General features: G+C 40.7%; 6 protein-coding genes. 3 read left to right on the top strand and 3 right to left on the bottom strand.

What is annotated here, in order from left to right:
- Positions 1-15: 15 nt before the first annotated feature.
- The 3 genes from BACINT_RS12925 to BACINT_RS12915 are packed head-to-tail and all read right to left on the bottom strand — an operon-like array spanning position 16 to position 4,977.
- Positions 16-1,125 carry a glycoside hydrolase family 88/105 protein gene (locus BACINT_RS12925; protein WP_007663825.1) on the bottom strand — a complete coding sequence of 370 codons (1,110 nt, stop codon included), beginning with the start codon at positions 1,123-1,125 and terminating at the stop codon, positions 16-18.
- 10 nt (positions 1,126-1,135) lie between these two features.
- Positions 1,136-2,569: an alpha-L-fucosidase gene (locus BACINT_RS12920; protein ID WP_007663823.1), complete on the bottom strand. Its 1,434-nt coding sequence runs from the start codon at positions 2,567-2,569 to the stop codon at positions 1,136-1,138.
- 29 nt (positions 2,570-2,598) lie between these two features.
- Positions 2,599-4,977: a glycoside hydrolase family 95 protein gene (locus BACINT_RS12915; protein ID WP_007663822.1), complete on the bottom strand. Its 2,379-nt coding sequence runs from the start codon at positions 4,975-4,977 to the stop codon at positions 2,599-2,601.
- Between the two features lie 227 nt (positions 4,978-5,204).
- Here BACINT_RS12915 and BACINT_RS12910 point away from each other — a divergent pair, with 227 nt between their 5' ends.
- From BACINT_RS12910 to BACINT_RS12900, 3 genes are all read left to right on the top strand, one after another.
- Entirely contained in the window at positions 5,205-9,263 is a 4,059-nt protein-coding gene (locus tag BACINT_RS12910; RefSeq protein ID WP_007663821.1) for a hybrid sensor histidine kinase/response regulator transcription factor, read from the top strand.
- Between the two features lie 211 nt (positions 9,264-9,474).
- Positions 9,475-12,624, top strand: a complete 3,150-nt coding sequence (locus tag BACINT_RS12905) for a SusC/RagA family TonB-linked outer membrane protein (RefSeq protein ID WP_007663820.1) — start codon at positions 9,475-9,477, stop codon at positions 12,622-12,624.
- 12 nt (positions 12,625-12,636) lie between these two features.
- Positions 12,637-14,499, top strand: coding sequence for a RagB/SusD family nutrient uptake outer membrane protein (locus tag BACINT_RS12900; protein WP_007663819.1), 1,863 nt, complete (start codon positions 12,637-12,639; stop codon positions 14,497-14,499).
- Positions 14,500-14,501: the final 2 nt, after the last annotated feature.

The raw sequence follows: 14,501 nt of genomic DNA, 5'->3' as shown, positions 1-14,501 counted from the left end.
TGATCATTCTCTATTTTACTTGGCCATTTTGTAGATTTGGTTGCCTGCTAACAGGAATGCACCTACACCATAAACCTCGGTCATTTCGCGGGTCACTTTCTTTGGATCGGCGCCGATGGGCTGTACATAGCCCAGCTTTCCATTCTTTTCTACAGCTTTTACCAAGGCTTTCCATCCTTTTTCTATGGCAGGCATAAAGGTTGCTTTATCTAATAATCCTTCATTTACACCATAAGCTAAGGCATATACGATAAAGCCGGTGGCACTTGTTTCGGGTGAAGGATATGAGTCCGGGTCCAGTAAACTGGCATGCCAATATCCATCTTTTCCTTGTAACTGGATGATACGGTCGGACAAGGTAATAAATAAATCCTGATAGAACTGGCGGTGCATATTATTTCGAGGTAAAGTCTGTAAGATTTCGCAAAGACCTCCCAGTACCCAACCGTTTCCACGACCCCAGAATACTTTTGTGCCGTTAGCTTCTTTTTGATTGAAATAACGGTGGTCTCTGTAGAATAATTTTTCTTCTTTATCAAACAAATAGTCGTAGGTAGCTTTATATTCCCGGTTCATGAATTCGATGTACTTCCAATCATCGGTCAGCATATACATTTTAGCATAGACAGGAGGTGCCATGAATAAAGCATCGCACCATGACCAACGTTCCAGGCTTGCCATATTCCTGTAATCCAGTTCCAGTGTACTGGCTGACGGATGATTGATCACAAATTCTGTACGTGCCAGTGTAGGAAGCCACATATTCCGGTCGTAATATTTCTGGTACATATCCAGGAATACCTGTCCCACAGCTATATGATCTGCATGATACATGTATTTTCCTACCTGCCAGGCGTTACGGCGGCCTATTTTCATCAACCATTCATAGTAGGAACTGTCTTTGTCTTCTTTTTCGGTTAACTCGGCCCAATCTATCATGCCCATGTACAATGCGGCATATGTCCAGTTCAAATCATCATGTTCATTCCCCTTTGCCGGATTGGCTATTTGCCAATCAGCAACACTTTTCATGATAGATTTGATATCAGTTTTGTTGAAACTGTTTTGTCCATATGAGTAAATCGCTACTATAGACAAAATGGAATAAATAATTAAACGCTTCATATTTCTTTTTTTAAGTAAGTGCTTCTTGATATTTATTAGTAGATGTTTTAGAGGATTTTATTTCCAGTTTTATGACGAAAGGCTCCTGGAAATCCTGTTTAGGTACTCCCACGTTATATTCATTGCGGGCAGTCTCTGTAACTTTCATTTTTTCTCCGTTCAGCAATACGGCATTGATAATTTGGGTTTCTTTCGGAACTTTTACTGTGAGTTGCTTGGAATAAGGACGATTGAATACTATCATATAAACGCTATTCTTTTTATGTGTATAATATCCCCAGTCCTGTTTTTCCCAACCTGCATAATCACAGGCGTATATGCATTCCCCATTTTTCTGCATCCATTTACCTATGGCTTTTGCAATCTCTTTTTCTTCGGTACGAAAATCTCCGTCAGCTTGTGGACCGAAATTTACTACCATATTTCCACCCATGGATACAGCATGGACGATTCTTTCCAGCACTTCGACTGGATTCTTTACATAGCTCAAAGACCAGTCCTTGTGATAGCCCCATTGGTTTTCAGGAAGAGTCATACACGCTTCCCAATCCCATTTGGTCACTTGCAGGTCCTTTATAGGATCGGGGAGGCGACGTTCATAAGCTGATTCGTAATCTCCCATAAGATGTCCGTTGCTGTCAAAGTGCCTTTTGCCGTAATCATCGGCACGTAGTCGGCTGTTGACTGTAACGCCAGGGATGAGTTCTTTCAACATACGTTCTGCATGTGCGGTCCACCAACCGTTCTTCTTGATACTTTCATCCCAGGTTCCGTCGAACCAGAAATCTTTGACAGTGGGATAGCGGGTGGCGAGTTCTTTTAGCTGGTTGTCGGTGAATGCCAGGAAGCGCTGAAAGGCGATCTCGTCTTCTTGGTTTTTGATACTGTAACGCCAGTCCGGGTGACTCCAGTCCATAACGGAAAAGTAGAAATGTACATCGATACCCACTTCGTTGTAGGCTTTTACTAATTCTCCCAGAATATCCTTTTTGTATGGGGTATTAGTTACGGTGTATTCTGTAAACTTACTTGGCCATAGGCAGAAACCTTCGTGGTGTTTAGTCGTAATTTTGACGTATTTCACTCCCATGTCTTTCGCCATTTTAGCCCACTTCTTTGCATCGAAGTTCTGTGGATTCCATTGTTTCATAAGTTGTAGCCATTCTTCAGCGGGGACTTTAGCCCACGACTTGAGCCATTCGGCAGCCCCGTTATATACCTGACCGTTCCATTCTCCTCCGGGAATGGCGTACAATCCCCAATGAATAAATGCTCCCAGTCGGTTTTCACGGAACTTTTGCATAGCTGCGTCATATCGCTTTCCTAAACGGTCTGCACCGTACTGTAGCCCTATCTCTTGTTCGGCAGGCAAAAGTTTTTGTGCCTGCATCGGGAATGAAAACAGAGACAGGATAGTAAAAGCGATTAAATGTAGTTTTTTCATAATACTGTTAATGATAAATGATTGAAGTGTTAGAAAATGATTTCATATATTTCTCCTTTTCGGGTATTGAATTCAAAGATATCATTACCGGAAAGTTTGATTTTAATTGGTTTGTTATACTTGTCGGTCACTTGTGCACTTGCTGCTTTGCAGTATTTTATCCGGCAAAGCTCTCCTTTATTAGATAGAATCCGGATACTCTGGATTGCACCGTTCTCCCATGTGGCTGAGACTTGAAAGTTTCCACGTGCCATTAGTCCGCTGAAGCTTCCTTTATCCCAATTATCCGGGATGGCAGGTAAGGGTTCAATATATCCCTCATGGCTTTGTAATAGCATTTCTGCTATTCCGGCAGTTGCTCCGAAATTGGCATCTATTTGAAAAGGAGGATGAGAACCCCATAAGTTTTCTAAAGTTCCGTAAGTCAGGATGTCTTGGTATAATTTATAGGCACGGTTGCCGTTCTTTGCTCGTGCCCATAGGTTTTGCCTGTGGGCCATGGCCCATCCTGTTGATTTGTCGCCTCGCTCTTTCAGAGTTACTTTGGCGGCTTCTAACCATTCCGGGGTGTCGGCATTAATAATAGTTCCGGGGTACATAGCACATAGCTGGGATATATGCCGGTGCTGGTATTGTCCGATTTCTCCATATTTATTTTCCTCACGGAATTCTTTTATTTGGCCGGATTCACCAATCAATATAGCATCTAATTTCCCGATTTGTTCTTTTACCGTTTTCAGGAACGGATCTTTATCTTTCAGAATCTCGGCAGCATGCAATAAGTCACGATATGTCTCCAGAATCATACTTTGGTCGAATATGCATCCTTTAGATCGATAATAAACCTGCTGGTGAACCTGTTCCGGTGAAAAAGACGGATCTACCAGTAATGTTCCGTCAGGTTGGGGTTTCAATGTTTTGGACAGGAATTTGGCCATGCCCATAAGTGCCGGATAGACATGATCTTTCAGTAGTTGTTTATCACGGGTGAAATCATAGTAATCCCAGAACAGTTTGGTTGTGAAACCTCCTGTTCCCGGGCCAGAATGTCCTCCAGGACCTTCTATGGCAAATGCCGTAGCTCCGGTACCGATTGTCCAGCCATTTTCTTCGGCTATCGGGTTTAGTGCCTCCGGATTGTTCTGAGTGATATAATCAACAGCTTTTTGAGTTGCAGCTTTGCGGAATGCTTCATTATAGTCAGCATATGGGATAAAGAGTTCAGTCAGATTTGTATTGAATACCGGCCAATAGTTCATTTGTACATTTACATTGTGCCAGTATCCTCCGGACCAGGGAGCGAACTCATATTGGTTCCAGGCACCTTGCAAGTTGGGGGGAAGAGAGCCTTGGCGTGAAGAAGCTATCAACAAATAGCGTCCATATTGGAAAAAGAGTTCTTCCAAGTATGCATCGCGTTTTCCGTTGCGGTACTGGTATAGTAACTTGTCAGTAGGGATAGAGGGGATATCTTCTGTCAATTGGAAATTAACTCTATTGAAAAGTTGTTGATAGTCAGCAATGTGTTCTTTGCGCAGGACTTCATACCCCTTCTCTACAGCTCTCCCTATACATTCAGAAACTTGTTTATGCGGATGGGTATTACCTTTGAATTTTTCTGCATTTGGTAAAAGAAAGACACTGTCTTTTAGTTGGTAAGAAGTAGCAGCGGATATGTATAGTATTACGCTGTCGGCTTTGCTTATATCTATAGTGCTGTTGTTCTCACCCTTGTTTGAACAGGAGAGTGTTCCCCCATAATTCACTACTTTTATTTGCCCTTCGTAAGGTAAATGGAAGTATTGGATTTCTCCTTTCAATGTTATGAGATCTTTTTCGGCATGTGCTTGTCCGCTACGTCCGGTTTGTTCATCATTAAACGAATGCAGGTACGGTAAGACCGGGCGAAGTGTAAATGACACCTTACCCGGTTGACTGGCTTTTAATTTTACAGCAATTATATTGGCAGGATAGCTGGCAAAGTATTCTCTGTCATATTCTATTTCCTCATGTTTGTAGTTTACAGTGGAAATTGCATCATTTAAGCGTAGTGCGCGCTTGTAATCTTGTGCATAGTTATGATGAATATCCAGGTAGATTTCTGCGAAGTTAGTGAATCCTCCCATACCATAGGCACCCTTGTTACCCATTGTTTTCTCTGCTAATTGGATACGTTCTACATCAGTTCGTCCGAAGATGCAGACTCCCATAGCACCATTCCCAATGGGAAGTGACCATTTCTCCCAATCTTCATCATAAGGAAATCCTCTTGCTGCGATTTGGCTAAAGTTTCCCCCACGATTGTATGCCGGGCGATTGTACCATAATGTGTATTCTTTATTTGACTCAGCACCTTGTATGCTTAACGTTGATAAAAACAATAGTATTGATAAGAAAATTCCTTTCATGGCTTTCTGTATTTTGATTTTAGGATTAGTGCAAAGGTATAGAAAATTTCAGAGTAGCTCTCTTTGATACATTTCATTTTTAGATGATTACACAATTTGTGCTACAAAAATGGACGTTATTGGCATAGCTTGAAACTATTAAAATCGAGAAAACTATAATTTTAAAAGTTTATTTGCCTTATTTGAATAATTTCTATAGTTTTGCTTTTAAGAAATTAATAATTTATATGAAAAGAACCAAATACTATGTAACACCTGTCTTATTATTATTTTGCATTAACTTGTATGGACAGTATTTCAAGAAACTGGATATGAAAGATGGACTTTCAAATCTTTCGGTTCTGGCCATCTACCAGGATACTTTGGGGCGTATGTGGTTTGGGACAAATGAGGGGGTTAATATCTATGATGGCGAACGGCTCTCTACATATAAATCTTATGAAATCATAGATAATCAACTTCGGAAGAAGAAGTTCATTAATGGAGTAGTCGATCAAATCGTAGGTGACTTTTACGGGGATGTTTTTCTGAAGACGGATGGAGCGCTAATTAAATATGATATTAGAAAAGAACGTTTTAAAGAAATATATCCTACAGGCATAAGTTCCATTGCTGTTTTTGATAATGAAGTCTGGTGTGCTGCCGGTGATTCCTTGTTTAGATATAATGCTGAGGCTGACTCCCTGTCTTTTTATCAGAAGTTGAATACTCCAACAATTTGGTGTATGGCTAAAAGTGGGGATAAAACATGGATTGGAACAGCCAAAGGATTATATGTATTGGAAGGAGAAACCGTAAAGTGCCTGTTACCGGAAATCGAGATTTTTAAATTATTTGTAAGTAGCAGAAATGAATTGTGGATTGCTTCCCGCATGAGAGGCTTATATAAGATAGGGCGTGATGGAATTCTGAAAAAAGAAATATCTGCTTCCGATCGTGTAGTAAGTGAACAGATACGTAGTTTTGTGGAGGATGACCAAAATAATGTCTGGTTCGGTACTTTTGATGGATTGCAAATGTATAGACCCAGTACGGATACTTATTGTGTATATCGTCCGAATTTTCATCCGGGTTCGTTATCACATGAATCTGTATTTTCTCTTTATAAGGACAGGCAAGGTACTATCTGGGTTGGCACTTATTATGGAGGTGTGAATTATTTCAATCTGAAAAAGGATTTATTTAAGTATTACGTCTATGCCGAGGCAAACAATAATTGTTTGAATTATCCGATTATAGGGCAAATAATAGAAGATAAGAGGCGTGACCTTTGGATATGTACGGATGGAGGAGGTGTAAATCGGTTCAACCGGAAAACGAATACTTTTACCTATTATACTACTGAGAGTGGTAAGAATTCAATTTCGCATGATAATGTGAAGACTATTACTTATGATGAAAGCCGTGACCAAATATATATAGGTACATATACGGGAGGACTTAGCCTCTATGATAGAGCAACTAATCTTTTTCATAATTATTTGGATGACTATAAACGTACCGGAAAAGGTCCTGACCATATTATTTATTATTCTCTATTTAAAGATGGCTGGTTGTATGTGACAGCCCGAAATGGCTTCTGGCGTATGCATCCGGATAAAGGGGAATTCCACTTAATCAGCAATAAAGATATTTTTCAGACATTTGAAATTGATTCCCGGGGATATGTTTGGCTGGCTGCCGATTTGGACCTGTATAAATTATCATTAAGTGATTGGGGCAAGATCGAATCTGTGCACTTTGACACATTAGAAAACCGTAAGGTACGGATTACTAAGATAATGGAAGCTAAGGATGGAACTGTTTACGTTTCGACCATAGGTAATGGAGTGTTTTCATATAACTATGATACAGGGAAGTGGGAACATTACACAGCTGAACAAAATAGTTTGTTAAGTAATTTCTGTTATAATCTGGCCGAATCTCCTCTAAATAATATACTGATAACTAATGATAAAGGAATCTCTATTTATTCACCTTTTAGCCATTCGATGTATTCGGTTGAGTTGGGAGCTATAAAAGGTATGATTTCTGCAGTTGCAGATGGAGGTGGAATTTGTGTAGCGGATGATGACATGGTTTATATCGGTGGGGTAGATGGTGTGATCTCGTTTCGTGAGAAAGATTTATATATAAATGATGAGAGTGACACTTCTGAACTTTATTTTGTGAGTCTTTTTGTCAATAATGTCAAGGTGTGTCCGGGAGATACCCAACATGTATTGGAGGAATCATTGCCATTTATACAGTATATCGATTTATCGTCTTGGCAGAATAATCTGATGGTGGACTTTTCCAGCTCCAACTATATCGAATTAGAAAAAAGTATCTGGTATCAGTATAAATTAGAAGGTTTTGATAAAGATTGGATATCAACAAACCAATTACGACTGATTTATACGAATCTTGCTCCGGGGAATTACGTATTAAAAGTACGTGAGGCAAAAAACAGATTGGGTGAGGATATGGGAGAGGAAATAGCACTTAACATTGTGATACATTATCCCTGGTATCGTAGTTTTTGGGCCTATCTGGTGTATTTTCTGATAGTAGCAGGAATTATATATGTTTTCCTAAGGGTACGAAATGCCCGTAAGGCACTGGCTCTTTCATTAGCCAAAGAAAAGGATGAAAAGGAACGAATAGAAGAAGTGAATAAAATGAAACTTCGTTTCTTTACTAATATATCCCATGAATTCCGTACTCCGTTAACTTTGATCGTTGGGCAGATAGAGATGTTGTTGCAATCAGAAAAGCTTTCACTTTCTGTTTATCGCAGATTACATAGTATTCATAAGAATGCAATGAATTTACGTTTTTTGATTACAGAACTATTGGATTTCAGAAAACAGGAGCAGGGATTCATGAAATTGAAGGTAGAGTGTGTTGATATAGTACCATTTCTGGAAGATGTTTACCGTTCATTTTGGGAACTTGCCCGGAAAAGAAATATAGTATATACGTTTGAACATCCCAATGAGAAGATGGAAGTCTGGTTTGATCCTGTGCAGATGCAGAAAGCAGTGTTTAATCTGTTATCGAATGCTTTTAAATATACATCTGATGGGAAAAGTGTTAAGGTATCAGTCAGGAAGCAGCAGCAGATAATGGAAATAACTGTATCAGATACCGGATGTGGAATTCCCCAGGATGATTTATCCAGAATTTTTGAACGTTTTTATCAAGGGAATGAAAAGCAACAGAGGGGGATTGCTGGAAGTGGCATCGGGCTGGCTCTTACTAAAGGAATAATTGAGGCTCACAGAGGTGATATTGCCGTAGAAAGTGTATTGGAAGAAGGAAGTAGCTTTAAAATACAACTGCTTCTGGGCAACAACCATTTTACTAAGGAAGAGTTGGAACATGAGAAAGTAACGGTACCTGCATTGGATTGGGAAGCTATTGTCTACGATGAGGTGGAACCATTACCGGAAGAAGAGTCTGAAGAGAGTGAGATGGATGCAGGGCAGGAGAAAGAAGAATCCGGAAAACCTCGTGTATTGTTGGTAGAAGATGATGAAGGAGTATTGGATATGTTGGAAGGTATTTTTTCATCAAGCTATATTGTATATAAAGCGTCAAACGGACAAATGGGTTTTGAACTGGCTCAACAGTTGCAGCCGGATCTGGTAGTGAGTGACGTTATGATGCCGGTGATGTCTGGTAAGGAAATGTGCTATAAAATTAAGAATTCTCTGGAATTGGCCTATATCCCTGTTGTATTGCTTACAGCACAATCTTCAATAGATTATACGATAGAAGGATATATGTTTGGAGCAGATGATTATATCACAAAACCCTTTAATGTGAAATTACTCTTGGCACGTTGTAATAATCTGCTAAGAAACAGACGATTGCTGCTGAAGAAACTGAGTAGGACAGAAGCTATGATCCCCCAGGAGGCAGGTGGCTTTACGGCTGCAGATCAGAAACTGCTGGATACGGCATCAGAAGTAATAAAACGTAATTTTGACAATCCGGACTTTGATATGAATATGTTGGCTTCCGAATTGAATATGGGGCGGAGCAAAATGTTCCTTCGCCTGAAAGAAGTTATGGGGTTAACTCCGAATGAGTTTACAATGAAGCTGAAATTAGAAGAAGCTTTAAGATTGCTGCAGGAAGAACCACAATATAATATTTCAGAAATCTCGTATCGGCTGGGCTTTACTTCTCCACGTTATTTCAGCCGTTGTTTCAAGTCTTTTTATGGAGTTGCTCCTTTGTCTTATAGAAAAGATTCTCCCCGGGAGGATTCTCAAGCAGAAGAGGATATTCAGGAATAAAACTTCTCCGACAAAGAGTGCTGTTAGTTTTGTCCGAAATGGGGCACAAATTGTCTGCAAGACAATTTGTGCCCCTCTATATGACCCAATGGTCAGGTACTTGTCTTGTAGATTTCATTCATTTGCACTGTTTTAGTAAGTGTATATGCGATACTAAAATATTGACCATGGTTATTCCTTATTTAATAATGTTATGTAAAATCACTTTTTTATGAAAAACAAATTGTGGATTTTTATTTTTGCTTTCTTGGTCATATGTCCCGGCAAGAGCTTAGGAGACGAAAAACGTTCCGAAGCTGTGGCTGTAACACAACAAGACAAGGAAAGAGTAGTAACGGGAGAGGTCTTTGATGACCAAGGCCCGATTATTGGTGCTACTGTCAGGGTGAAAGGTACCCAGAATGGTAAGATTACGGATTTAGATGGTAAGTTTACCTTAAGTGTTCCGATTGGTGCTACCATTGTGGTGTCCTTTGTGGGGTACGAAGACAAGGAAATTGTCTATAAAGGTGAGAGCAAGCTGAAGATTTCAATGGCTGAAAGTGCTACGCTGTTAGAGGAAGTACAGGTTATTGCCTATGGTACTACGAAGAAAGTAACTGTTACCGGTGCTTTATCTTCAGTGAAATCAGATGAAATTATGAAATCTCCGGTAGGAAGTATTGCCAATGCATTGAGTGGTAAGGTTCCCGGATTATCCAGTGTACAGAGTAGCGGTCAGCCGGGAGCTGATGATGCAACGCTGTATGTGCGTGGTGTAGGTTCCTTGTCTACCGGTTTGTCCGCTCCATTATGTCTGGTTGATGGAGTGGAACGTTCGTTCACCCAATTAGACCCCAATGAAGTGGAAGATATTACCGTATTGAAAGATGCTTCTGCTACAGCTGTATTTGGTGTGCGTGGTGCCAATGGTGTTATCCTGGTGACAACGAAGCGCGGACAATCCGGTAAAGCTAAAATAACTTTCTCCACCAGTGCTGGTCTTCAGATGCCTACCAATATTCCGGAGTTTGCTAACAGTTACGACTATGCTATGACATATAATGCTGCCCAACTGCGTGATGGTGTTGCTGAAGACAAACTGATGTTTACAGATGCAATGCTGGAAGGTTTCCGTACACATAGTAACCCAATTCTTTATGCCGATACGGACTGGACGGATTTACTGATTAAAAATTCCGCACTGCAGACACAACATAATATGACAATTTCCGGTGGTTCCGACCGGGTACGTTATTTTGCTTCCTTAGGTGTATTTACCCAAAAGGGACTTTTTGAGACTTTCCATGAAAATGATCGTGGCTTTAGCTATAACCGCTATAACTATCGTATCAATATGGATATAGATGTGACGAAAACTACCTCTATGAAGATCAATCTGGGAGGGCGTCTTACTGACAAGACGGAGCCTAACTATAACAACGGTACTTATACTGATATCTCTTATTTGTATGACAACATTTACAGTGCTGTACCTTTTTCAGGAGCTGGAATTGTGGATGGTAAATGGATTTCCGTCAATAAATCGGTATTTGGCAATTTCGGTGTTATTAATGATGGACTGAATACATATTACGGTAAAGGGTACACCACTACAGGCGGAAATGTGATTAACTTCGACTTTTCTCTGGAACAGAAACTTGATGTTCTCACAAAAGGCTTAAAAGCACATATTAAAGGAGCTTATAATAGTGGTGTGACTGATAAACGACGCCGTGAAGGAAAAGCCGACCAATATGAGGCCTACCTTACAGAAAGTGGCGAGACTTTGATAAGAAAGATACAGGAAGCACAGACTATGGGTTGGACACAGGAGGCTGGACAGTCCCGTGACTGGTATCTTGAAGCAGCTTTGAATTTCCAAAGAGATTTTGGATTACATCATGTCTCTGCTCTGGCTATGTACAATCAGACAATGAAATATTATCCCAGCAAAAATACAGGTATTCCCCGTAGTTATGTAGGCTTTGTGGGACGTGCCACTTATGATTACAAAACTCGTTATCTATTAGACCTTAGTATTGGTTATAATGGTTCGGAGAACTTTGCAGAAGGGAAGCGTTTCGGTACATTCCCTGCCGGTTCAGTCGGTTGGATTATCTCTGAAGAGAAGTTTATGGAGCCACTGAAACCTTATGTCAGTTACTTGAAACTACGTGCATCTTATGGCATTGTAGGTAATGATATCGTTTCTGATGGATCACGTTTCCTTTATTTGCCCGATAGTTATATCATCAGTACAGCGGGAGGTAATAATACTACAGGTATTTATAGTTTCGGTTCTACTACCAATAATTTTCTTCCGGGTGCCAAAGAGTCAAAGGTTGGAAACCCTGATGTAACTTGGGAGACTGCTGCAAAACAGAATTATGGTGTTGATTTGCATTTCTTCGATAGCCATCTGAAAACTTCTTTCGATTACTTCATCGAGCATCGTAAAGACATTTTGATTTCCCGCCAGGTAAACCCTGGTTATCTGGCAATTTCTCTACCTATTGTAAATATGGGTAAAGTGGATAATAAAGGTTTTGAGGTAACTGCGCGTTGGGAAGATGCAATCAGGGATTTTAGTTATTACATCGGTACCAGTTGGTCCTATGCCAAGAATAAAGTTATTTTCAAAGATGAAATTCCCCAGCCTTATGAATGGATGTGTGAAACCGGACGCCCGGTTGGTCAACAATTCGGCTATGTAAATGACGGCTTCTTTACGGAAGAGGATGCTGCTAATTATGAATCTTTGAAAGGAAAAGAAAATGGCATTCCCGATCATGGTTCCGGTTTCTCACCCATAGCCGGAGATGTGAAGTATAAAGACCTGAACAAGGACGGTAAGATTGATGCAAATGATATATCGGCTATTGGTTATCCTACCTATCCACTTCTAAATGGCAATATGCAGTTGGGCTTTTCTTGGAAAGGCTTTGACCTGAGTATGACGTGGGCAGGTGCATTCCAGACTTCCCGTCTTGTAAGTCGTATCTATCGTACTCCATTTGGAGAAACGGGTACAAATTCACTTCTTCAATATATGATTGATGATGCCTGGACAGCTGAAAAAGGGAATAGTGCAAAAGCTCCTGCCATTTCTTTGAGTGGTAGTAAAACCAATAACTATAAAGACTCGGATTTATGGTTGCGTGATGCTTCATATATTCGTCTGAAGAACATTGAGGTAGGTTATTCTTTCCCCAAAGCTATGTTACAGAAATTCCGTATCAGTTCTTTGCGTCTGTCTCTCTCCGGATATAATCTGTTGACATTTAGTGATCTGGACTTCTGTGACCCTGAATCTAATCCGGATGGACGCGCCTATCCGTTGATTAAAGTCGTGAATTTTGGTTTAAAAATAGGATTTTAATAAACAGTTATTATGAAAAATATAAGAAAGCATTTTCACGTTATATTATTGGCCTTAGGTCTATTTGTGACAATGGCGTGTGAGGATTTGGCTTTCGGGGATAAATTCCTGCAGAAGCCGCCCAGTACGGATGTTACGATTGACACCGTATTTTCTACGGCAGAGTATGCCCGTCGCGTATTGTCGTATAGCTATCAATATTTGCCTTATGGTTTGGAAACCAGTGGCTATTATACTACCATGTGGTTGGGAACTATTGAAGGACTCACCGATTTGAATTGCGATAATGTAGGATACTCCGGTGTTCAACGTGTTTATTATTCAGGTAGTTATAATTCCTCTGTCGAGAATACTCCCAGAGCAACTTACATGACTACTAAGATTCGTTTTAATGAAAGCGAGACTCACATGTGGTCGGCAATTCGCCATGCATGGATACTTTATAATAATGTAGACCGTGTGCCTGATATGACCCAAACTGAGAAAGAGCGTCTGAAAGCAGAAGCCAAAATGCTTGTTGCTATCTATTATGCACACATGTTGCGTCATTATGGTGGACTCCCCATAGTAGATAGGGTGATTGCAGCTGATGACGAAATGCCTAAACGTGCAACCCTGCAGGAAACTGTTGATTTTATCATAGGACTTCTGAATGATGTCATAGCTTGTCAGGACTTTCCATGGAGAATTTCGGATGAAGATATGGCACAGTGGGATGGTCGTTTGACCAAAGCTGGTGCTTACGGATTGAAAGCGAGAGTCTTATTGTTTGTGGCAAGCCCGTTGCTAAACAGCGATCAGCCTTATGCTGCCGGAGAGGCTTCGGAACAGCACATGACCTGGTTTGGTAATTACGACCGCGAACGGTGGAAAAAAGCTGTAGATGCTTGTGAGGCTTTCTTTAATGCCCTCGGCCAGAATGGCTTTTATCGTTTGGTACAAAAAAATGATGTTTCACCTAGTGAATATCGTTATGCTTTCCGCAAAGCTTACTTTGACCGTGGAACTACCGAAACACTGATTTCTGTACATCGGAATATCTATTCGGCAAGTTTAAGTGCCGGACAACTGGTGTTGTGGAATGCCATCCGTTGGGGAGGCTATTGTCCCACTAAAGAATACTTCGATATGTTCCCGATGGCTGATGGCTCAGATTTTGACTGGAACAATCCTGAACATACTGCAAACCCATTCGTGAACCGCGACCCTCGTTTAAACGAAACCTTTATATTGGATGGCGATATTTATCAGGGAAGAACTGTTGAATTGACTCAGGAGTATCCCAGTGATAAAACTAATTATCCGAAAGGGAAAGACTGGGGACAAGGAGCCATGCATAGTTTAAGTCTGAAAACCGGATTGGCTTGTCGTAAATGGGGATTGGATCGTGGTAATGAACTTAGCGGACATGTTATCCAGTGGCCACATCTGCGTATTGCTGAACTTTATCTGAGTTATGCAGAAGCTTTGAATGAATATAATGGCGGCCCTAACAGCCAGGCATATCAATGCGTAAATGAAGTACGTGCACGTGTAGGCTTGGGTGGCTTGAAAACAGGAATGACGCAAGAACAATTCCGTGAAGCAGTTCTTCGTGAGCGTGCTTGTGAGTTTGGTTACGAAGAAGTACGTTTCTTCGACCTCATCCGTTGGAAAATGGAAGATAAGTTCAATACACCTTTACATGGGCTGAATGTATATAAGAATAAAGGGGATGGCACGTATATTTGCGAACCTTTCTCTCTGGCTGAAACAGATAGAAACCGTGCTTGGTGGAATGCCGGTGGATTCTCTTCTATCTGGTACTTTAGTGCCTTCCCGCAGGACGAGGTGAATAAGGGATACGGATTGATACAGAATCCGGGTTGGGAATAATG

Source organism: Bacteroides intestinalis DSM 17393 (assembly GCF_000172175.1).
Classification (GTDB): Bacteria; Bacteroidota; Bacteroidia; order Bacteroidales; family Bacteroidaceae; genus Bacteroides; species Bacteroides intestinalis.
Note: the sequence above shows the minus strand (reverse complement) of the source record. Positions and strands in the feature narration are given on the sequence as shown.

Bases quoted from the DNA above. Each gene is read 5' to 3' on its own strand.
- BACINT_RS12910 (WP_007663821.1), top strand. From the start codon at position 5,205: ATGAAAAGAACCAAATACTATGTAACACCTGTCTTATTATTATTTTGC.
- BACINT_RS12905 (WP_007663820.1), top strand. From the start codon at position 9,475: ATGAAAAACAAATTGTGGATTTTTATTTTTGCTTTCTTGGTCATATGT.
- BACINT_RS12920 (WP_007663823.1), bottom strand. From the start codon at position 2,569: ATGAAAAAACTACATTTAATCGCTTTTACTATCCTGTCTCTGTTTTCA.
- BACINT_RS12900 (WP_007663819.1), top strand. From the start codon at position 12,637: ATGAAAAATATAAGAAAGCATTTTCACGTTATATTATTGGCCTTAGGT.
- BACINT_RS12925 (WP_007663825.1), bottom strand. From the start codon at position 1,125: ATGAAGCGTTTAATTATTTATTCCATTTTGTCTATAGTAGCGATTTAC.
- BACINT_RS12915 (WP_007663822.1), bottom strand. From the start codon at position 4,977: ATGAAAGGAATTTTCTTATCAATACTATTGTTTTTATCAACGTTAAGC.